We start from the raw sequence: 20,208 nt of genomic DNA on the forward strand, positions 1-20,208 counted from the left end.
TGTCCTGCGCCTTAAATTCGGTCTGTAAGTTGTAGGATTGGAGTATGGCGCGAACTGGACGACCCAAGGCCGAACTGATCCTGACGGATGAGGAGCGGGAGCAGCTTGAGCGCTGGACTCGGCGTCGTAAGTCGTCTCAGGCGCTCGCGTTGCGCTCGCGGATCGTGTTGGCGTGTGGGGATGGCATGTCGAACAAGGACGTGGCCGCGTTGGTGGGTTGCTCGGATCCCACGGTGACGAAGTGGCGCTCTCGGTTCGTGGAGGCCCGTCTGGACGGTCTCGTTGATGATCCTCGCCCGGGGCGCCCGGCGACGATCACTGCGGAGCAGGTCGAGGATGTCGTGGTCGCGACGCTGGAGTCGACGCCCGCGAACGCGACGCATTGGTCGCGGGCGAAGATGGCCGAGCGCACCGGACTGTCGAAGTCCACGATCGGACGGGTATGGAAGGCGTTCGGTTTGAGACCTCACCAGGCGGACGGATTCAAGCTCTCTAACGACCCGCTGTTCGTGGAGAAGGTCTACGACATCGTCGGCCTCTACCTCGACCCGCCCGAATCCGCCGTCGTTCTTTCGGTGGATGAAAAATCTCAAGTGCAGGCGCTGTCGCGGTCACAGCCCGCGTTCCCGATGATGCCGGGCATGCCCGAAAAGCGCACGCACGACTACTTCCGACACGGCACGACGAGCCTGTTCGCGGCGATGAATGTCGCTGACGGCACGGTGATCGCGTCCACCCATCGCCGACACCGTGCGGTGGAGTTCAAGAAGTTTCTGCAGAAAATCGATCAGAACGTGCCCGAGCATCTGGATGTGCATGTTGTCTGCGACAACTACGGCACACACAAGCACCCGGCCGTGACAGCGTGGGTCGAAAAGCACCCCCGGTTCCACATGCACTTCACGCCGACGTACTCATCGTGGATCAATCAAGTCGAGCGGCTCTTCGCCGAAGTCACCCGCGAACTCCTCCAACGCTCAGATCACCGCAGCGTGCAAGCACTGGAGAAAGACCTCCGCGGCTGGATCAAAGCATGGAACGAGAACCCGAAACCCTTCATCTGGACCAAGACCGCCGACGAGATTCTCACCTCCATCGGACGACTTCTACAACGAATCAACGGCGCGGGACACTAGTCGCCCTCACCCAGATCACCTCGGACGCGACCACCGAGGCGATCTACCCCTGGCCGTCGTTCGAGATGTACCCGCAGACGACGGGCCTGGCCGGGTCGACCCGCATCGAGGTGCCGCTGCGGTCCGACGGCACCCACGACCTCGCGGCGATGGCGGCCGCGATCACCGAGGCGACGAGCCTCATCATCCTCTGCTCCCCGAACAACCCGACCGGCCCGGTGCTCCGCGACGCCGAGGTGCGCGAATTCCTCACCGCGGTCCCCGACCATGTCGTCGTCGCCCTCGACGAAGCGTACTGGGAGTTCGCGAACACGCCCGGCGCCGTCGACGGCCTCGAGCTCGTCGCCGACCATCCCAACGTCGTCCTCCTGCGCACCTTCTCCAAGGCCCACGGACTCGCAGGGCTGCGCGTCGGCTACGGAGTCGGCCATCCGAGCGTCATCGCCGGCCTCCTCAAGGCCGTCATCCCCTTCGGCGTCACCGACCTCAGCCAGGCCGCGGCGCTCGAGTCGCTGCGCCACTGGGACGAGGTCATCGACCGCGCAAGGCAGATCGCCACGATCCGCGACGGATTCGCCGCGGGCCTGCGCACCCAGGGCTGGGAGGTCCCCGAGGCTCAGGGCAACTTCGTCTGGCTGCCGCTCGGGCCGCTCTCCGACGCCTTCGAGGACGCCTGCGTCGCCGCCGCGATCGCCGTGCGCAACCTCGGCGACGGGGTGCGCATCAGCATCGGCCCGCCCGAGGCCCTCGACCGGGTCCTTGAGGTCGCAGCGGCCTTCCGCGCCGAGCACTTCGGCTGACCGGACCCGGCACGCCGGCGGTCAGAGTTCGGCGAGTTCGAGGGCGATCGCCACGGCCTGCGTCGTCTCCGGGTCCGCAAGATCGCGCCCGAGCAGCCGTTCGATCCGCTGCAGCCGCGCCCGCACCGTGTGCCGGTGGACGCCGAGCTCGGTCGCCACAGCGTCCCGCACTCCCCCGGCGGCGATGAAGGACCGCAGGGTGAGGAGCAGCTCGCGCCCGTCCTTCGAGGAGATGAGGTCGCCGAGGACCCGGTCGACGAAGCGGTTCGCCGCCGCCTCGTCGATCGCCGACAGCAGCGCCCTGACATCGGAGTTCGCCGTCTCATGCTGGGTCCGCCACACCGTCCACGTGTGATGGACCTGGGTCAGGGGCAGCAGTTTGGCGAAGAGCTTCTCCACCCCCGTCACCTCCGCGACCCGATCGACGAGGCTGTCGCCGGTGTGGAGGACGCCGACCATCGACCCGGAGCGGGCGATGAGGGTGTCGGGACCGAGGTCGGCGAGCAGCTGTTCCGCGGTCTCTCCGCGCACCTCGCCGAAGATCGTGAATCGGGCACGGGCGACCGCGGGCGAACCGGTGCGCAGCACCCACTCCGTCCGGGCCTCCGCCGGCTGCAGTGACGTCGTGAACAGGCGCGACTCACCCCGCCGAGGCGGCCCCGCGGAGATCGCGAGACCGAGGAGGGCCGCAGCGGTCGAGAGCAGCTGGGAGCGGGTGCGCTGACTCACGGTCGTCTCCGCCGCAGCGAGGATCCATCCGGCGACCCGCTCATCACCGACCGGCACGGCCTCGAACCCTCCCGCGCCTGCCCTGAGCAGACGCGGAGCCGACGAGGTGCCGAGCGCCTCGCCGATGAGCTCGGAGCGCACGGCCACAGGCGGGTTCGGACCGGTCAGCCCCCGCCCGGTCGGGGAGACGAACTGGACCTCGCCGCCGAGGGTGTCGGCGAGGTCGGCGACGAGATCGGCGGGACCGGTGCGGGCGAGCGCGGTGGCGAACCGGCGACCCGCGCTCGAGGCTCGGGTGACCTCGCGGTTCGTCTCCTCCTCGCGCATCCTCGTGAAGGCGTCGACGACGGCGACGAACGGCACGGGTTCGGGCACGCCGAAGAGCGCGAGCCCGTGTTCCTCAGCATGCCGGATGAGCGAGGCCGGCAGCTCGACCGAGGGCAGGTCGCTGCCGAGACCGATGCCGAGCGCGTGGACCCCGACCCGGGTGAGTCTCGCGATGTAGTCACCGGCCGAGGGCGCGGTGAGATCCTGGCCGACGCCGATCGTGAGCAGAACCTCGCCGCCGGCGAGCCATTCGTCGACTTCCGGCAGCTCGGAGGAGTGGACGATCGTCACCTCCTTCTCCCGCGCGCCCGGCGGATCGACGGCGATCTCGAGGGCGAGTTCGCGCCGCGCCCACAGCTGTCCCAAGGTGACCATGCGCCCATCCTATCCACTGTGTCCATGCTCGGCGGATGCACTGTCCGCAGTGGATATCTGTGACGGGGATGACACGTCCTAGGCTGAGGGCACACACTGCCGCCCTCACCCGACGACGCCCAAGGAGAGTCCATGCCGTCCCAACCCCTCGGCCCTGCCGACTACAGCCAGACCCCGCGCTTCGCGGGACCCCCGACCTTCGGTCTCCTCCCCCGCCTCGACGAGGTCGAAGCTGCCCGTCCGGGTGAGAGGATCGACGTCAAGGTCGTCGGCATCCCCTTCGATGCCGGTGTCAGCTACCGTCCCGGTGCCCGCTTCGGTCCCGCGCACATCCGCCAGTCCTCGAAGCTGCTGCGCCCCTACAACCAGGCGACGAACGTCCACCCGTTCACGTGGCAGCAGGTCGCCGACTGCGGTGACCTCGGCGTCAATCCCTTCGACATCGAAGAGGCCATCGCCACCGTCGAGGAGAACGCCGACGCCCTGCGCGCCGACGGAGCGAAGATCCTCACCCTCGGCGGCGACCACACGCTCGCGCTGCCGAACCTCCGTTCGCTGCACAAGACGCACGGGAAGATCGCCGTCCTCCACTTCGACGCCCACCTCGACACATGGGACACGTACTTCGGGGCCCCGTACACGCACGGCACGCCCTTCCGGCGGGCGAGCGAAGAGGGTCTGCTCGACCTCGAATCGTGCATGCACGTCGGCATCCGCGGCCCCCTCTACGGGAGCAAGGACCTCGAGGACGACAGCGTGCTCGGCTTCCAGATCATCCGCAGCGACGACTACCAGTTCACCTCCGTGCCCGAGGTCGTCGCCCGCATCCGCAGGCGCCTCGGCGATGCTCCTGTCTACCTCTCGATCGACATCGACGTCCTCGACCCGGCGGCCGCGCCCGGCACCGGCACCCCCGAGGCGGGCGGCATGACGAGCCGTGAGCTGCTCAATACCATCCGCGGGCTCCAGGGGCTCAACATCGTCGGCGCGGAGATCGTCGAGGTCGCCCCCGCCTACGACCATGCGGAGATCACGGGGCTCGCCGCCGCCCACGCCGGCTACGAGATCCTCTCCCTGTGGGCGGCCGAGCAGAACGGGCTCACCGGACCCTCGGGTCCCAGCGGGGAGGCCCTCGGTGTCTGAGACGACCCACCGCAACGGCGGCCTCGCCGTCGTCTCGACGCTCGTCGCCCATGGTGTCGACACGATCTTCGGCATCCCCGGCACCCACAACCTCGAGTTCTACCGGCATCTGCCGGCGTTCGGGATCCGCGCCGTCACGCCTCGCCACGAGCAGGGTGCCGGCTACGGCGCCGACGGGTACTTCCTGCTCTCGGGCAAGCCCGGGGTCGTCATCACGACCTCGGGTCCGGGACTGACGAACGTCATCACGGCAGCGGCGACCGCGTACGCGGAGTCGCGTCCGATGCTCATCCTCTCCCCCGGTGTGCCCACCGGGCTCGAGCGCGCCGACATCGGCATGCTCCATGAGACCAAGGACTCCTCCGGGGCCCTGTCCCACCTGCTCGTGTCCTCCCAGCGCACGCGCACCGCCGAGGGTGCGGCCCAGGCCGTCGCCGAGGCGTTCGCCCTCTTCGCGTCCTCCCGTCCGGGTCCTGTCCACATCGAGGTCCCCCTCGACGTCCTCGAGGGCGCCTGGCACGGCAGCGTGCCCGCGCCGATCCCGGCCCGCCGGCCCGGTCTCGACGCCCACGCCGTCACCCGCGCTGCCGAGGCGATCCGCAGTGCCTCACGCCCGGTCATCGTCGCAGGCGGCGGGGCGCGTGCGGCCGCCGCCGAGGTGGCGGCGCTCGCCGAGTCGATCGACGCTCCGGTGGCGACGACGGCCAACGGCAAGGGCATCGTCGATGAGGACCATCCGCTCTCGCTGGGGTCGAACGTCCGATTCCCGAGCGTCCAGGCCGAGACCGCCGCCGCCGACGTCCTCATCGTCCTCGGCTCCGAACTCGCCGACTCCGACCTCTGGGGCGGGACGATCGGCGCCCAGACCGCCCCCGGGGTCAGGGACGAGTCGGCAGACCAGGTCGTCATCCGCTGCGACATCGACCCCGACCAGTTGGGCAAGAACCTCAGCGGGGACATCCTCGTCTGCGCCGACACCGGTGAGTTCCTCACCGCACTCGCCGCCGAACTCGACGCCGCACCGGCGGCTGCGGACACACCCGCAGAGGACACGACCACGACCGACGGCGGGACCGCCTCGGCGAGGGAGAGGGTCGAGACGATCCGCGCGCACTGGGGCGCAGATTTCGACTCCGAGCGGATCGGGGCCCGGGTGACCCGGCTCGTCGCCGCCGGCGCCGGCCCGGACGTCGTCATCGCCGGGGACTCCTCCCAGGTCACCTACGACGGCTCGGTCCACGCGCTTCTCGCCCACACCCCCGACCAGCTGCTCTACATGCCCGGCTTCGCCACGCTCGGCTACGGCATTCCGGCGGCGATCGGGGCGAAGGTCGCCTCCCCGCAGCGTCCGGTCGTCTGCGTCCTCGGGGACGGGGCGGCGATGTTCTCGATCCAGGAGGTCATGACCGCGACCGAACTCGGCCTCGGGATCCCCTTCGTCATCGTCGACAACGGCGGGTACGCGGAGATCGAGGAGCAGATGGTCGACCGGGACATGGAGCCCTTCGCCGTCCGCCTCGCTCGCCCGGACTTCGCCCAGCTCGGCGCCTCGATGGGAGGGGTCGGGGTGAGCATGCGGGAGTCGGAGATGACCGCAGAGCTGCCCGACGCCGTCGCCGAGGCGCTGGGACGCGCCGTTCCCACCATCATCCACATCACCGTCGGCGACTGAACCGACCCTGGAATAAGGAGTCACTGTGGACTCACTCGTTGTCATCATCTATCTCGCCGCGATGGTGGGATTCGGAATCTGGGGCCGGTTCAAGGCGAAGGACCAGGACGACTTCCTCGTCGCCGGCAGACGGCTGGGCGGACTGCTCTACACGGGCACGATGTCGGCCGTCGTCCTCGGCGGGGCGTCGACCATCGGCGGGGTCGGCCTCGGCTACACCGCTGGGCTCTCAGGCATGTGGCTGGTCTTGAGCATCGGCATGGGCATCATCGTCCTCTCCCTGTTCTTCGCCCCGAAGATCCAGAGGCTCGAGATCTACACCGTCTCGCAGATGCTCGAACTCCGCTACGGGAAGGGCTCGCGCCTCGTGTCCGGGACGATCATGACCGCCTACGGTCTCATGATCTCGACGACCTCGACGGTCGCCTACGCGACGGTCTTCCACGCCCTGTTCGACCTCGACAAGTTCTGGTCGGTGATCATCGGCGGCGGCATCGTCATCACGTACTCGATGCTCGGTGGCATGTGGTCGATCACGCTCACCGACTTCGTCCAGTTCCTCATCCAGACCGTCGGCATCTTCCTCCTCATGCTCCCCCTCGTCATCAACCGCGCGGGAGGGCTGACGGAGCTGTTCTCGTCCCTGCCCGCCGAGGCGACGAGTCCCGTGGGCATCGGATGGCAGGCGATCCTGAGCTACATCCTCATCTACACCCTCGGCCTGCTCATCGGGCAGGACATCTGGCAGCGCGTGTTCACCGCGCGCAGTCCCGGCGTGGCCCGGTGGGGTGGGCTCTCGGCCGGCGTCTACTGCCTCCTCTACGCCGTCGCCGGTGCCCTCATCGGGATGGCGGCGACCCGGATCGTGCCGGGCATCGATGTCGCCGACGATGTCTTCGTCGCCGTCGTCGACGCGTCGATGTCGCCGGTGCTCGCCGGGTTCGTCCTCGCCGCGGCACTCGCGGCGATGATGTCGACGGCCTCGGGGTCGTTCATGGCCGCCTCGACCGTGTGCCGGCAGGACATCGTCGAGCCGCTCCTGGCCAAGCGCGACATCATGCCGGTGACGAGCGATGAGGAGCTCGCGGCCGGGACGAGGACGGACGGATCCGGCGGAGCGAAGACCGCGCTCACGCGCTCCCTCGTCCGCGAGACCGGGGATGAGATCCGCGACTCGCGGATCTACCTCATCGGGCTCGGCATCGTCACCCTTGCACTCGCCCTCATCATGCCGAGCGTCGTCGAGGCCCTCACCGTCGCCTACAACCTCCTCGTCGCCGGTCTCTTCATCCCGATCCTCGGCGGTCTCGTCTTCCGCCGCGGCACGATCGTCGGCGTCATGGCGGGCATGATCCTCGGATCGGTGACGACGATCGTCGTGATGATCACGCTGGGCATCTACTCGAACGAGGCGATCTACCTCGGTCTCCTCGCCTCACTGCTCGGCTACGTCGCAGGCTCCCTCGTCTCGAAGCCGACGCCGCCTGAGATCATGGCCGAATGGCGGGAGCGCCTGAGCCGGTGATGCTCAGTGCCGGCCGGAGCCGCGTCGCTTCGGCCGGGCGATCTCCCACACCGCGTAGGCGCCGAAGAGCCCGGGGGCGATCCATGTGCCGACCCGCTTCTGCTCGGGCGAGGTGAGCGTGGCGACATAGCCGACGAGGGGAACGTGGTAGCGGACGAGTCCGCGGACCTGCACGGCACGGACCGGATCCGGGTCGGCCGCGGCGTTCGCGTCGCCTTGGGTGCGGTAGACGGTCTCCCCGTTCTCCTCGTCGACTGAGATGATGCGATGGGTGACGACCTCGTCGCCGCCGGATTCGATCTGGAAGGTGATCACCTGGCCGGTGCGCAGGTTCTGCGCCTGGGCCGGGGTGAGCGGTTTGACGATGACCTGCGAACCGGGCGGGATCGTCGGGTCCATCGACCCGGTGATCACGGTGAGCGGCACCCAGCCCATGGCCAGCGGCAGCGCGACGGTGGCGATGAGGACGCCTGAGAAGGCCGCGACGAGGATCCCGCAGACCCAGGAGACGATGCGGTTCGCTCGGCGGCGACGACGCGGTCGTCGCCGGGGAACACCGTCTGCGGGGGTCGGAACAGCGGACGCTCGGGTGTCTGCGGTCATCGGAGGTCCTCTCCTTCGCTGTCGGCAGCGCCCGGCCCGCCGCTCGATCGCCGGCGTGCGGCGGCGACGAGGAGGAACCCTGCGAACGCGAGCACGAAGGCTGCGAGTGCGATGACCCCGAGTCCGTCGATCCCCGTCCGCGGCAGCGCTGACCCCTCCGCCGTGTCCGTGCCGTCGACGTGGGCGTCGTCTCCGTTCGACGACGATCCCTCCGCCGAGGCGGCCTCCCCCGCCGTATCGTCGGTCGCGTCGCTGCCGCCCCGGGAGTCGGAGTCGGCCCGATCGTCCGTGCGGTCGCTCTCGCATTCGGTGTCCGCCTTGACGCCGAGGTCGAAGCGCAGCGGCCACGTCCGATCCTGGGTGTCGTTGTCCTCCTCGGCGACGGCCGGGAGCTCGACGTCGACGCGGAGGATGTCCTGAGCCTGCGGTTCGATCGTCCCCAGGGGAATGCGCTCGCCGACGACCTGACTGTACGTGCCCGTCGCAGCGATCGTCCCCGCCCACGTGATCGTCACCCGCAGATCGTGGTCGATGTTCGCCACCGGGGAGTCCTGGGACTCGACGATGAGGGTGACCGCCACCGGCGCCTCGGCGATCGACCGGATGCTCAGCTCGTCGCTGCCGGTCGCACCGGGAGCGAGCAGACCGGGCACCTCGGGGAAGGCGCGCTCGAACTCGGACGGCGCGAACTCGCCGCTCCCGCCCACCTCGGCGACGGTGATGGTCTCGTCGATCGAGGCCGCGCAGGTTCCGGCGGCGGCAGGGACGGTGACGAAGGAACCGCCGAGGACGATCGCGAGCGTCGCGAGCGTGACCAGGGCCAGGGGCCCGGCGACGAACCATGCGGCCCACGGGATGCTGGTGAGTGCGCGGCGGGCGATCACAGCGTCGCCAGACTGACGGTGCACGATGGGCTGGAATCGAACGCCGGCCGGTAGATGTTCATCTCGTACACGGGTGACTGGGTCTCCCGCTCTCCGTTCGGTCCTGCCGGGTGCCCCGCAGCACCACCGGTGCCGCGGATGACGAACCGGACGGTCCTGTCGTAGCCGACCGTTCGGTCGTAGGGCTGCCTGATGACCTCGACGCGGTCCCCGGTGAAGCCGGACCCCACCTCGGGGATGGCGACATAGGACGCATAGTCCTCGGGGTCCCCGTCGAGTCGTCGAGCCGTCTTCGCCAGGCCGGAGAACTCAGGACGCTGCACCGTCCTGACGGAGAACGTGTGGGAGGAGTCGGAGTTGTAGACGGGGGTGCAGGTGATGATCTCATAGGGCGTCGCCTCGGTCTTGATCACCGGCTGCTTCACCGTCGCCGTCACTCCCCGGCACTCCTGCTTCGCCGTCGCTCCTGCCGGGCAGGCCGAGCGGTCTCCGGGGGCGGGACCGAGCACACCGTCGGGATAGAGCTGGGCGCTCTCCTCCTCGGTCAGGCCGTCGACGGCCCACTCCACGGCGAACCGGAAGGAGAACTTCGCTCCCCTCGCCTCGGTGAGATCCTGGTAGAGCAGGTAGGTGGGCTTCGCTCCGACACCGACCTCGACCTCTTCCCGGGCTCCGGGAGCGAGCTTCCACTGCAGGGTCGCACCGGGGAACTGCGCGGTCGACGTCGACGAGGTGACGCTCGCGGCGATCTGCTGCTTCGCGCCGGCGGCGTCCCTCACCCAGGCCTGAGCCGTGTCAGTCGCCTCCGAGACGTTCTCACCGGTGAGCTGCACCGAGGCGATCCTGATCGTCGCCACCAGCGTCGTCGACGAGTCGTTCGTCAGCGTCAGCGAGGTCTCATTCATCTGCCGGTCGAACCAGTTCCAGTCTCCGTAGTCAGGGGTCTCGACCCCGAGGGTCTTCGCTCTGATGACCGTGGGCTGGGCCCGAACCGTGAGACCGGACGAGTCGGCAGCCTCCGAGGTGAACCGGGCCTGTGTGGCCGGACTCGCACTCAGAGCCACAGCGGCGGCGACGGCGACGAAGAGCAGCGCACACAGACCGGCGAGGCCCGTGCGGGCTCGGCGGCTGGGGTTCCCTCCCCGGATCATCGGTCCTCCTGCACAACGGTGACGGACAGCGACGGAATCGTCAGCGCAGTGGAATCGCTCGACCCTGCCGCCGCGCCGAGGCAGTCGAAGGGCCGCTCGGCGGTGACGGTCTGCGAACCGGTCAGCGGACCGGTCGGACTCACAGCCGCCTTCCCCGCCGACCATGCGGCGGAGACGTTCGCGGGTGCCGCGTCCGGGGTGACCGCGTACCGCAGGTTCTCACCGTCGGCGGCGACCTCGAACGACGAGGAGACGATGAGTCGGTCGCCCCGCATGAAGGCGAAGGCCTCCGCCTGATCCTTCGTCAGCACGGCGCACGACCTGAAGTCACCGGTCGCCGTGCACGAGGGCTTCCCCGACAGCCGTGCATCCTTGTCGATCCTGCTCATCACCCGATAGGCGGGATCGGCGGCGGTGGCCGCGAGCTCTCCGGTCTCGACGGTGATCGGAGCCTGAGAGAAGGCAGCTTCGTCGTACCACTTCGCACCGCTGCCCAACCCGCTCGACAGCAGGAGCAGGGCCGCGGCCAGAGCGGCGAACACCCGCACTCTCATCTCACCTCCGATTCTTCGCGCGTGTCCTCCGGCACGGAGAGTCCGTGCCGGAGGAGACGGTCTCAGCGGTCGCTCTGGACCAGGCGCAGCTTGACGTCGCCGGTGTTGAACGAGAAGTCCGAGGCCTGCTTGTCCTTGCCCCACCACTGCGCAGAGTCGGTGCCCGGGTTCTCGCGGTTGAGCGAGTTGTCCTGGGAGTCCTTGAACTCCTTGAAGTAGATGGAGAAGCCGACGTCGAAGGTCGCACCGTCATCGGCGGCGGTGAGCGCGAGCGGCGAGGTGCTGCCGTTGACCGTGGTCTTGAGCACCGCGAATTCGTCGTCGACGAGTTTTGCGAGGTCACCCGTCGGAACCGCGCTCAGCGTCGCTTTGAGGTTCTTTCCCTTGATATTCGTCACGACTTTCGAGCTGCCGGTGCACTGCATGGTGTCACCGGGAACAATCGCGTCACCCGGTGCGACATTATCGCCGCCGTCAGCCCACTGGCACGAGAGGTTGTCGATCGCGAAGTTGAGCACACCCGACTGCACGGCAGCGGCATCCTGGCCCAGCGACGCCTCGTCGTACCAGCGGGCGAACGTGAGCCCTCCCCCGACGAGCAGTGCAACAGCGGCTCCACCTGCGACGACAGACTTCTTATTGATTCTCATGTGATTTCACTTTCCAGCACTACCGGTGCCATTCATGATGAATTGTCGGAAACACAGGAATGACGCTCACATGAATGACCAATTCACTTTCAGCGCAGTTCTGCGAATTCATCCCGACATCTTTCGCTATCTATATTTATCATGCTTTTACCGTGAATGACCAATTCATTATCTATATTACCGAGAAGTATTGGGAGTTAACTACTTCTGAGTAAGTGAATTCTTCCAATTATGCAAGAGCCATTTCTCGCATTCTGGATCTGAAATTCGGCGCCGCATTCGCGCCCACACCGGCTCTGACTTGGCGCGGAACTCTGATTGCCCTATATTCGAGTCTGTCAGGACGATTGCTCCGCCGACTGTGGCGAAGATGACAGTCCGGCGTTCGAAAAAAGAGCGCGAAGCCGCGGGTGCGCGAGTGAGACACATATGGATCTCTCCATATCCCGCTCCGCGAAAGGCCGCTCATGGCACACACCTCGGCGCATGTCGCCCATACCCTCGCCCGCCACATCGACGAGGTCTTCGGCCTCATGGGCAACGGGAACGCCTACTTCCTCGACTCCCTGCTCACGACCACCTCGGCGAACTACACCGCCGTCCGCCACGAGGCGGGTGCCGTCGTCGCCGCCGACGCCCACTTCCGCACCTCGGGGCGGATCGCGGCCGCGACGACGACGTACGGCGCCGGGTTCACGAACACGCTCACGGCGCTGGCCGAAGCGGCGCAGGCCCGCGTGCCCCTCGTCCTCGTCGTCGGGGACGAGCCGACATCGGGGCCGAGGCCGTGGGATGTCGATCAGATCGCGATGGCCTCAGCCGTCGGCGTGCGCACGTACACGGTCGGTCGCGTCGACGCGGCAGCTGCCACCGTCACCGCGATCGAGCACGCCCTGACCTACCGGGTGCCGGTGGTGCTCGCGATCCCCTACGACGTCGCAACCCTCGAGATCGGGGAGATCCCCGAGGTGCCGGGCCCGGGAGAGCCCTCTCCCCTCTCGCCGACCGGGGAGTTCCCGCAGGCCGCGCTCGACCGTCTGACCGGACTCCTCGCCGAGGCGGAGCGTCCGATCCTCCTCGCCGGGCGCGGCGCATGGCTGGCAGGAGCGGCGAAGGAGCTCGGAGAGCTCGCCGACGCGACCGGGGCGCTGACGGTGACGACGGCGCTGGGGCGGAACATCTTCCCGCGATCTGAGTACGACCTCGGCGTGGCAGGAGGGTTCGGGGCGCCGGGAGCGATGGAGAGGGTCCGGCAGGCCGATGTCGCCGTCGTCATCGGGGCCTCGCTCAACCAGTTCACGATGCGCTTCGGGGAGCTCTTCGCCCCCGGCACTCAGGTGTGGCAGATCGACGTCGACGACCGACCGACGCACGCCCGGGTCGGCGGATTCATCCGCGCCGATGCCCGGCTGGCCGCCGCCGAGCTCACTGCGCGTCTGCGCGCTGCCGGTGCCCGGCCGAGCACGTGGCGCGAGAGCGTCGACACCACGGCCGACCGCACCTATGAGGCCGGCACGGAGTTCGCCGCCGACGGCCGACTCGATCCGCGGGCCGCTGCCGCCCGCCTCGGCGAGCTTCTGCCCGAGGATCGGGTCGTCGTCTCCGACGGGGGCCACTTCATCGCGTGGGCGAACATGTTCTGGGAGCCGAGCGCGCCGGACCGGCTGGCGTTGGTCGGCACCGCGTTCCAGTCGATCGGGCTCGGCTGGCACAGCGTCGCGGGAGCCGCTCGGGCGAACCCGGAGGCGACGATCGTGCTCACCACCGGGGACGGAGGCGGGATGATGGCGCTCTCCGACCTCGACACGGCGATCCGGTCCGCGGGCGGCAGAGGGATCGCTGTCGTCTTCAACGACGCCGCGTACGGGGCGGAGGTCAACCTCTACGGGCTCAAGGGGCTGGCGACGGAGCCGATGCTCATCGACGAGATCGACTTCGCCGCCCTGGCCACGGCCGCGGGCGGCCAGGGCGTCGTCGTCCGCTCGCTCGCCGACCTCGAGGTCCTCAAGGAGTGGGCGGCGACTCCCGTGGACGAGCGGAGGTTCCTCGTCCTCGACCTGCGCATCTCTGGCGGCGTCATCGCGCCGTACCAGGAAGAGGTCATCCGCATCAACGCGTGAGCCGCACGCGGTGGGGGCGTCGGGTACAGGGGCCCGCTGCCGGGCACGACGAAGCCCCGCCCGCCTGGTGAACACCAAGCGGACGGGGCCGTCGTGATTGTGGAGATGGCGGGAATCGAACCCGCGTCCGTCGGCAGATTGTCAGGACTTCTCCGGGCGCAGTTCGTGAAGCAGTCTCTTAGGTTCTGGCCATCGCACGAACACGTAGACCAACGAACGGAGTTGGGTAAGAGTCCCTCAGATGCCCCCAACGTGCATCTGAAGCAGTGGCCCCTTAAGCGACGCCAGGATCTAGAGCAGAGGCAACTCTAGGCTGACGGATTCGCAGCTCGCGCTCTATCAGGCAGCGAGGGCGAAATCGGTGCGGTTTTCAGATTTAGCACCTATTGTTTTGCAGAGGACATTAACGAGATGACTCTGCATTCTCGGCCCGCTTCTCCCGACGCAGTGTCCAACGTCGAAACCGATCATCCCCATATTCTGTTGCCAATCCTGTCCATGTCACCTGCGCTGACAGGTTCCATCGGACAGGAACACCAGCATACTCTCTCAACACCGGCCGATCCAATTGCATTCCCGACCGGTGGCGGAAACCGCTCAGAGGTGCTGATCGTTCAGAGGCACTTTCCGCTCAGAGATACTGCTTGGACTTCATCGCGCGCTCGGCTTCGCGCTTGTCCTGGGCTTCGCGCAGCGACTGGCGCTTGTCCCACTCGCGCTTGCCGCGGGCGAGGGCGATCTCGACCTTGACCCGGGAACCGTCGAAGTAGAGTTCGAGCGGGATGAGGGTGCGTCCGGACTCCTTGACCTTCTGGGAGATCTTGAGGATCTCCTCGCGGTGGAGCAGGAGCTTGCGGCGGCGCCTCGCGGCGTGGTTCGTCCAGGTCCCCTGGAGGTACTCGGGGATGTAGACGTTCTCGAGCCACGCCTCGTTCTGGAAGATGAGGGCGAAGCCGTCGGTGAGCGAGGCACGGCCCTCGCGCAGGGACTTCACCTCGGTCCCGGTGAGGACGAGTCCGGCCTCCCACGTGTCCTCGATGTGGTAGTCGTGGCGTGCCTTGCGATTGCGCGCAATGACCTTCTTGCCCGTGTCCTTCGCCATGGTCGGCCTCCTCTCAGCTCTCCTCCGACAGCGCCTGTCACGTGCGATTCCGTCGTCGCACGCAGACCCACAAGTCTATCGCATGTACCGCACCCGGGGTACCCGGCTCAGGAGATGAACGGCATCGCGTCGACGTAGCCGCCGTTCTCCATGATCTCGAAGTGGAGGTGGCAGCCGGTCGAGGCACCCGTCGTTCCCGAGATCGAGATGACGTCGCCCTTCTTCACCTTCTGCCCGTCGCGGACCTTGACGTTCGTGTTGTGGTTGTACGTCGAGGCGATCGACTTGCCCTTGATCTTGCCGTGGGAGATGACGACGCGGTTGCCGTAGCCGCCGGCCCAGCCGGCGGAGACGACGATGCCGTCGCCGGCCGCGCGGATCGGGGTGCCGCACGGGACGCCGAAGTCGGTGCCGGTGTGGAGTTTGCGGTTGCCGGTGATCGGGTGGATGCGGTAGCCGAACTGCGAGGTGATCGGGAAGCCCTTGGCCGGATTGGCGAGCACGCCGTCACCGTAGACGAAGTTGCCCTTCTTCTCCTGCTCCTTCTCCCACTCGCGGACCTTCTTCGCCAGCCGGTCCTGCTCGGCCTTCTCGTCGGCGAGCTGCTGTTCGGTCTTGTCCTTGTTGTCCGAGATCGTCTGCTCGGCGGCGTCTTTGGCGGAGATGAGGTCGCTTAAGTCGTCGGCCTTCTTCTTCGCCTCGGCCTGCGCGGCCTCCTTGGCGATGACCGCCTCGGCGGCTTCGTCCTTGAGGTCGGAGATCTCGTCGGTGACCCCGGACAGGCGCTCTTCGTTGTTCTGGTTGAGCGCCCGCTGCTCCGAGAGGTTGTCGATCGTGCGCTGCTGGGAGCGCACGGCCGAGTCGACGCGGCCGATGCCGCCGTCGGCGCTCGTGCCCTGCGCCATCTGCAGGAGCATCGCGAGGTCGGAGGTGATCCCGGAGTTCTGGTAGGCCTGGCGCCCGATCCGGGCCGCTGACGTGCGGTGCTTCTCGATCTCCTCGGCGCCGTCCTTGATCTGCTCCTTGAGGTCGGACTGCGCATTCTCCGCCGAGGTGAGGCGGGCGGCGAGATCCTCGTCCTTCTCGATCGCCTCGGCGAGGGCATCGTCGGCCTGCTGGGAGGCCTCCTCTGCGGCGGGGAGGGCCTCCTTCGCCTCGTCGCGTTCGGCGATGACCCGGGCGAGCTCCTCGTCGAGTCCCTCGAACTCCTGCTGGAGTTCCTTGACCCGATCGTCGACTTTGCTCTTGTCGTCGCGGGGGTCGGCCGTCGCCGAGGTGGCCGGCAGGACGATCACGAGCACCGCGGCCGTGAGGAGAAGGGGAAGCCTGCGTCTCATATCAGACCTTCGTGTACTTGTTCAGGGTGATGAGCGAGGACGCTCCTGCCATGACCACGCCGATGGCGATGAGGATCGGGGCGACGATGAGGACGTCGACGCCGGAGACGAGGTTGAACCCGGTCGCCTGGTCCTGCAACCAGCCGCTGACCCCGAAGTGGACGAGGAGGCCGAGGGCACCTGCCGACAGGGTCGCGCCGATCGCTGCGGCGATGACGCCCTCGAGGAGGAACGGGAGTTGGATGAAGGCGTTCGAGGCGCCGACGAGGCGCATGATGCCGGTCTCCCGACGCCGGGCGAACGCGGAGAGGCGGATCGTCGTGGCGATGAGCAGCATCGCGCACAGGAGCATGATGCCGGCGATGACGACGGCGACGACGGTCGCGACGTTGAGGACTCCGAAGAGACGGTCGAGCAGCTGGTTCTGGTCGACGACCTCCTCGACGCCCTGGGTCGAGGAGAAGTACTCCTTGATGATCTCGTACTTCTCAGCGTCCTTGAGTTTGACCCGGAAGGACTCGTTCATGTCCTCCTCGGGCACGGTGCCCTCGAGGCTCGTGCCTTGGAACTGCTCTTGGAAGTGCTTGTACGCCTCGGACTTGTCCTCGAAGTAGACGGTGTCGACGTAGGGGGCGAGTTCGGGACCGGAGAGGGCGTCCTCGATGTTCTGCCGCTGTGCGTCCGTGACCTCGCCTTCGACGCAGTTCGTCGCCTCGGAGTCGGGCGGGCAGAGGAAGATCGAGACCTGGACGCGGTCGTACCAGTAGTCCTTCATCTGTCCGACCTGCATCTGCAGGAGGATCGCGGCGCCGACGAAGAGGAGGGAGACGAAGGTGACGAGGACGACCGAGAGCACCATCGAGAAGTTCTTCCTCAGGCCGGAGCCGACCTCGGAGAGGATGAAGCCCGCCCTCATGAGGCGACTCCGTACGAGCCGTGCTCGACGTCGCGGACGATGCGGCCCTCGGAGAGTTCGATGACGCGCTTGGCCATGCGGTTGACGATCTCGCCGTCGTGGGTGGCCATGAGGACGGTCGTGCCGTTGCGGTTGATCTTCTCGAGCACGGCCATGATGTCGGCACTCGTCGCCGGGTCGAGGTTGCCGGTGGGCTCGTCGGCGAGCAGGATGCCGGGCTTGTTGACGACCGCGCGGGCGATCGCGACGCGCTGCTGCTCACCGCCGGAGAGCTCGTGCGGGTAGCGCTTCTGCTTGCCGGCCAGTCCCACGGTCTCGAGGACGTCGGGGACGAGTGTCGACATCGCCGCGCGTGACTTCCCGATGACCTGAAGGGCGAAGGAGACGTTGGCAAAGACGGTCTTGTTCGGCAGCAGTCGGAAGTCCTGGAAGACCGTGCCGATGCCTCGGCGGAGGTAGGGCACGCGCCATGAGGGCATCTTCACGACCGATTTGCCGGCTACCGTGATGCGGCCCTTCGTCGGGACCTCCTCCCGGAGGATGAGGCGGATGACCGTCGACTTGCCCGACCCCGAGGCTCCGACGAGGAACACGAATTCCCCGCGGTCGGCCGTGAACGAGATGTCGTCGAGGGCCTTGCGGGTGCGGGTGTCGTAGGACTTCGAAACGGAGTCGAATGTGATCAAGAGGGTCTTCAATCGTGTCGCGGATGGCTCGGCCGCTTCCACTGTACGTAACAGTTCCGTGATGTTCGGGGAGGCGGCTGGGCGTGTGTTGCGCGTCTGATGAAGTTCACAGTCGCGGCTGTTGCGGGGTCGGCGGCGGCTGGCGGCACAGCGGTCGGCAGCGGGACTGCCGCCGCTGCGACGGTCACCGCTGTCACGGTCACCGGCGTGCGGAGGTCACTCCTCCTCGGCGTTCTCCTGCTGCTTGCGCCAGCGGATGCCCGCCTCGATGAGGCCGTCGAGGTCGCCGTCGAAGACGGCCTGGGGGTTGTTGACCTCGTAGCCGGTGCGCAGATCCTTGACCATCTGGTATGGGTGCGTGACGTAGGAGCGCATCTGGTCGCCCCAGCTCGCCTTGATGTCGCCCGCGAGTTCCTTCTTCTGCGCGGCCTCCTCCTGGCGCTTGCGCTCGAGGAGTCGGGACTGGAGGACGCGCATCGCGGCCTCGCGGTTCTGGATCTGGGACTTCTCGTTCTGCATGCTCACGACGACGCCGGTCGGGATGTGCGTGATGCGCACCGCCGAGTCGGTCGTGTTCACCGACTGCCCGCCGGGGCCCGAGGAGCGGTAGACGTCGATGCGGAGGTCGTTCTCGTCGACCTCGATGTGGTCGGTCGACTCGATGAGCGGGACCACCTCGACGGCGGCGAAGGAGGTCTGGCGGCGGCCCTGGTTGTCGAAGGGGCTGATGCGCACGAGGCGGTGGGTGCCGGCTTCGACCGACAGGGTGCCGTACGCGTACGGGGCGTTGACCTGGATCGTCGCGGACTTGATGCCCGCGCCTTCGGCGTAGGACGTGTCGAGTTCCTGGACGTTGTAGCCGCGGCCCTCGGCCCAGCGAATGTACATGCGGATGAGCATCTGAGCCCAGTCCGTGGCGTCGTCGCCGCCGGCGCCGGAGCGGACGGTGACGACGGCGGAGCGCTCGTCGTACTCGCCGGAGAGGAGGGTCGAGATCTCGAGTTCGCTCAGCTGGTCCTTGAGCTTGGCGATGTCGCGTTCGGCTTCGACGAGGGAGTCCGAATCGCCTTCGGCCTCGGACATCTCGATGAGGAGCTCGGCGTCGTCGATGCGCTCGCCGAACTTCTCAAGCTTCTCGAGCGTGCCCTGCTTGTGGGAGAGCTTGGCCGAGGTCTTCTGCGCCGAATCGGGGTCGTCCCAGAACGAGGGGGCCGACGCTTCCTCCGTGAGCTCGGCGACCTCGTCCCGCAGCGTCGGCAGGTCGGAGACGTCGAGGATCGCCTGGTAGGTCTGGCGGAGGTTGGCGATTTCGGAAGCGTGATCAGTCGTGGCCATAATGCCTCGATTCTAGTCCATGGGCGGGTGGTGTCGTTCATCGTGTGTGGGCGCCTCCCACCCATTGCGGGCAGGGGCTGCCGCTCTCGGCGGGCGGGTCGTGCCCTTGTTTGCGGACGGGTCGCGCCGTTGTTTGCGGACGGAGGCTGACCGAGCCCCTCGCCGAGGCGGTGGGAGGTGCGCGCAATGCGCTCCGAAGTCAGGACTGCCCGAAGTCAGGAGTGTCCCCAAGCCAGCACTGCCCCCGAACCTGTGCTGCCCTCGCACCTGTGCTGCCCACGAACCAGCACTGCCCTCGCATCTGTGCTGCCCGCGAACCTGTACTGACGGTCGATACCGCCGACCGGCGCCTATTGCGGCGGACGACAGCGGATCTCGGCCCATGTCCGAATCTCGTGTCAGTGCCGTCTGCCACCATAGAAACACAACAACACACAGACCACCATCACCGACCAGGAGTCCACCCAGACACCCCCTCACACCCACAACCACAACCGCGATTCCCATTCCGTACGACCCGATTCCCCTGCACCGCTCTTCCCCGACAACGACGTCAGAGACAGGTGACACACCATGCGCGACACCACCGCTGATCTCAGCGGACCCGACGACCCCACCACGGGCACCCCCGACCCGGTCGCCTCGTCGCGCTACACCCTGTACCTGGGATCGAACCTCACCGACCTCGCCACCGCCTCCACCACCGTCGACCTCGCCCAACTCCACGTCTTCGAACTCACCGCCGGCCACATCCTCGCCGAGATCATCCACGACCACGACCACCCCACCCCCACCGACGGAACCCCGTACCGGTTCGCCACCATCGCCGAAACCCTCAATCGCCACAACGGACAGCCGACCACACCCAGCAGGACGGACAACGCGAATAACGAGACCGCAACAGCCGGCACTGCTGCTCTCGCGGCCCCCTCCGATCGCGAACACACCCCTGTCGGCTTCGACTGCGCCGACCCGGCGCAACCGTCCCACCAGCCACAGTCCCCGGTTCTGTCGCCACGAGATGATCAAGCCCACGCGCAGGCCGCAATCGATGACCTGCCCGACTTCCCCGGATTTACCCCCGACACGACCTTCTCAGCGTGGGTCCATGACCACGTGGCCACCGAGCACCTCGGGGCGATCTCCACGATCCTCGGCACCAC

General features: G+C 67.5%; 18 protein-coding genes and 1 other RNA gene. 7 read left to right on the top strand and 12 right to left on the bottom strand.

Going from position 1 to position 20,208, the window contains the following annotated elements:
- The first annotated feature begins 44 nt into the window (after nt 1–44).
- Together EZE58_RS06605 and EZE58_RS06610 are read left to right on the top strand one after the other, a co-directional pair.
- Nucleotides 45–1,136 (top strand): IS630 family transposase, encoded by a 1,092-nt coding sequence (locus tag EZE58_RS06605; protein ID WP_009376884.1) that lies wholly within the window; start codon nt 45–47, stop codon nt 1,134–1,136.
- The gene (locus EZE58_RS06610) at nt 1,034–1,936 is read left to right on the top strand and encodes an aminotransferase class I/II-fold pyridoxal phosphate-dependent enzyme (protein WP_167560137.1); all 903 of its coding nucleotides are present in this window, start codon (nt 1,034–1,036) and stop codon (nt 1,934–1,936) included. The genes EZE58_RS06605 and EZE58_RS06610 overlap by 103 nt, the downstream gene beginning before the upstream one ends.
- 21 nt (nt 1,937–1,957) lie before the next feature.
- Here EZE58_RS06610 and EZE58_RS06615 read toward each other — a convergent pair whose 3' ends face one another.
- Complete coding sequence (locus EZE58_RS06615) at nt 1,958–3,367, bottom strand: PucR family transcriptional regulator (protein WP_009379530.1); 1,410 nt, start codon at nt 3,365–3,367, stop codon at nt 1,958–1,960.
- 132 nt (nt 3,368–3,499) lie between these two features.
- On the opposite strand from EZE58_RS06615, the gene speB reads away from it, so the two are divergent.
- From speB to EZE58_RS06630, 3 genes are read left to right on the top strand one after another with little or no spacing between them, the layout of a single operon-like run.
- Nucleotides 3,500–4,510, top strand: coding sequence for an agmatinase (gene speB / locus EZE58_RS06620; RefSeq protein ID WP_063249144.1), 1,011 nt, complete (start codon nt 3,500–3,502; stop codon nt 4,508–4,510).
- Nucleotides 4,503–6,182, top strand: coding sequence for a thiamine pyrophosphate-binding protein (locus tag EZE58_RS17560; protein ID WP_009379534.1), 1,680 nt, complete (start codon nt 4,503–4,505; stop codon nt 6,180–6,182). Before speB ends, EZE58_RS17560 begins: the two co-directional genes overlap by 8 nt.
- A 25-nt stretch (nt 6,183–6,207) precedes the next feature.
- Complete coding sequence (locus tag EZE58_RS06630; protein WP_346773174.1) at nt 6,208–7,707, top strand: sodium:solute symporter; 1,500 nt, start codon at nt 6,208–6,210, stop codon at nt 7,705–7,707.
- Nucleotides 7,708–7,710: 3 nt separating this feature from the next.
- Here the strand turns inward: EZE58_RS06630 and EZE58_RS06635 are convergent, their stop codons facing one another.
- From EZE58_RS06635 to EZE58_RS06655, 5 genes are all read right to left on the bottom strand, one after another.
- Complete coding sequence (locus EZE58_RS06635) at nt 7,711–8,310, bottom strand: signal peptidase I (protein WP_063249146.1); 600 nt, start codon at nt 8,308–8,310, stop codon at nt 7,711–7,713.
- Entirely contained in the window at nt 8,307–9,218 is a 912-nt protein-coding gene (locus tag EZE58_RS06640) for a hypothetical protein (RefSeq protein WP_131248135.1), read from the bottom strand. The genes EZE58_RS06635 and EZE58_RS06640 overlap by 4 nt, the downstream gene beginning before the upstream one ends.
- A complete protein-coding gene (locus tag EZE58_RS06645) occupies nt 9,191–10,345 on the bottom strand; it encodes a hypothetical protein (protein ID WP_009379542.1) in 1,155 nt (384 codons plus the stop codon). Before EZE58_RS06645 ends, EZE58_RS06640 begins: the two co-directional genes overlap by 28 nt.
- Nucleotides 10,342–10,899, bottom strand: coding sequence for a hypothetical protein (locus EZE58_RS06650; protein WP_131248136.1), 558 nt, complete (start codon nt 10,897–10,899; stop codon nt 10,342–10,344). Before EZE58_RS06650 ends, EZE58_RS06645 begins: the two co-directional genes overlap by 4 nt.
- A 62-nt stretch (nt 10,900–10,961) precedes the next feature.
- Nucleotides 10,962–11,549, bottom strand: coding sequence for a hypothetical protein (locus EZE58_RS06655; RefSeq protein WP_009379545.1), 588 nt, complete (start codon nt 11,547–11,549; stop codon nt 10,962–10,964).
- Between the two features lie 467 nt (nt 11,550–12,016).
- Here EZE58_RS06655 and EZE58_RS06660 point away from each other — a divergent pair, with 467 nt between their 5' ends.
- Nucleotides 12,017–13,669, top strand: a complete 1,653-nt coding sequence (locus EZE58_RS06660; protein ID WP_009379547.1) for a thiamine pyrophosphate-binding protein — start codon at nt 12,017–12,019, stop codon at nt 13,667–13,669.
- Between the two features lie 97 nt (nt 13,670–13,766).
- Here the strand turns inward: EZE58_RS06660 and ssrA are convergent.
- The 6 genes from ssrA to prfB all read right to left on the bottom strand — a co-directional run bounded on the left by ssrA (nt 13,767) and on the right by prfB (nt 19,045).
- Nucleotides 13,767–14,144: a transfer-messenger RNA gene (gene ssrA, locus EZE58_RS06665) on the bottom strand.
- A gap of 156 nt (nt 14,145–14,300) precedes the next feature.
- Nucleotides 14,301–14,771, bottom strand: a complete 471-nt coding sequence (gene smpB, locus EZE58_RS06670; protein WP_009379549.1) for an SsrA-binding protein SmpB — start codon at nt 14,769–14,771, stop codon at nt 14,301–14,303.
- A 107-nt stretch (nt 14,772–14,878) separates the two neighbouring features.
- Nucleotides 14,879–16,108: a M23 family metallopeptidase gene (locus tag EZE58_RS06675; RefSeq protein WP_063250880.1), complete on the bottom strand. Its 1,230-nt coding sequence runs from the start codon at nt 16,106–16,108 to the stop codon at nt 14,879–14,881.
- 1 nt (nt 16,109) lies between these two features.
- Entirely contained in the window at nt 16,110–17,024 is a 915-nt protein-coding gene (gene ftsX / locus EZE58_RS06680; RefSeq protein ID WP_009379553.1) for a permease-like cell division protein FtsX, read from the bottom strand.
- On the bottom strand, nt 17,021–17,710 hold the full coding sequence (ftsE, locus tag EZE58_RS06685; protein ID WP_009379555.1) for a cell division ATP-binding protein FtsE: 690 nt from the start codon (nt 17,708–17,710) through the stop codon (nt 17,021–17,023). The genes ftsX and ftsE overlap by 4 nt, the downstream gene beginning before the upstream one ends.
- A 216-nt stretch (nt 17,711–17,926) precedes the next feature.
- Entirely contained in the window at nt 17,927–19,045 is a 1,119-nt protein-coding gene (prfB, locus tag EZE58_RS06690; RefSeq protein ID WP_009379560.1) for a peptide chain release factor 2, read from the bottom strand.
- Between the two features lie 573 nt (nt 19,046–19,618).
- On the opposite strand from prfB, the gene EZE58_RS06695 reads away from it, so the two are divergent.
- Nucleotides 19,619–20,208: hypothetical protein (locus tag EZE58_RS06695; protein WP_167560138.1), on the top strand; the 590-nt coding region annotated here is incomplete at its 3' end.

Source organism: Brevibacterium sp. LS14 (assembly GCF_012027885.1).
In the GTDB taxonomy this organism is placed as follows: Bacteria; Actinomycetota; Actinomycetes; order Actinomycetales; family Brevibacteriaceae; genus Brevibacterium; species Brevibacterium casei.

Excerpts from the sequence above, each read along its gene's own strand:
- EZE58_RS06650 (WP_131248136.1), bottom strand. The coding sequence starts at position 10,899 with ATGAGAGTGCGGGTGTTCGCCGCTCTGGCCGCGGCCCTGCTCCTGCTG.
- EZE58_RS06615 (WP_009379530.1), bottom strand. The coding sequence starts at position 3,367 with ATGGTCACCTTGGGACAGCTGTGGGCGCGGCGCGAACTCGCCCTCGAG.
- EZE58_RS06605 (WP_009376884.1), top strand. The coding sequence starts at position 45 with ATGGCGCGAACTGGACGACCCAAGGCCGAACTGATCCTGACGGATGAG.
- speB (WP_063249144.1), top strand. The coding sequence starts at position 3,500 with ATGCCGTCCCAACCCCTCGGCCCTGCCGACTACAGCCAGACCCCGCGC.
- ftsX (WP_009379553.1), bottom strand. The coding sequence starts at position 17,024 with ATGAGGGCGGGCTTCATCCTCTCCGAGGTCGGCTCCGGCCTGAGGAAG.
- EZE58_RS06610 (WP_167560137.1), top strand. The coding sequence starts at position 1,034 with ATGGAACGAGAACCCGAAACCCTTCATCTGGACCAAGACCGCCGACGA.
- EZE58_RS06660 (WP_009379547.1), top strand. The coding sequence starts at position 12,017 with ATGGCACACACCTCGGCGCATGTCGCCCATACCCTCGCCCGCCACATC.
- EZE58_RS06655 (WP_009379545.1), bottom strand. The coding sequence starts at position 11,549 with ATGAGAATCAATAAGAAGTCTGTCGTCGCAGGTGGAGCCGCTGTTGCA.
- EZE58_RS06675 (WP_063250880.1), bottom strand. The coding sequence starts at position 16,108 with ATGAGACGCAGGCTTCCCCTTCTCCTCACGGCCGCGGTGCTCGTGATC.
- EZE58_RS06635 (WP_063249146.1), bottom strand. The coding sequence starts at position 8,310 with ATGACCGCAGACACCCGAGCGTCCGCTGTTCCGACCCCCGCAGACGGT.
- prfB (WP_009379560.1), bottom strand. The coding sequence starts at position 19,045 with ATGGCCACGACTGATCACGCTTCCGAAATCGCCAACCTCCGCCAGACC.
- smpB (WP_009379549.1), bottom strand. The coding sequence starts at position 14,771 with ATGGCGAAGGACACGGGCAAGAAGGTCATTGCGCGCAATCGCAAGGCA.
- EZE58_RS06645 (WP_009379542.1), bottom strand. The coding sequence starts at position 10,345 with ATGATCCGGGGAGGGAACCCCAGCCGCCGAGCCCGCACGGGCCTCGCC.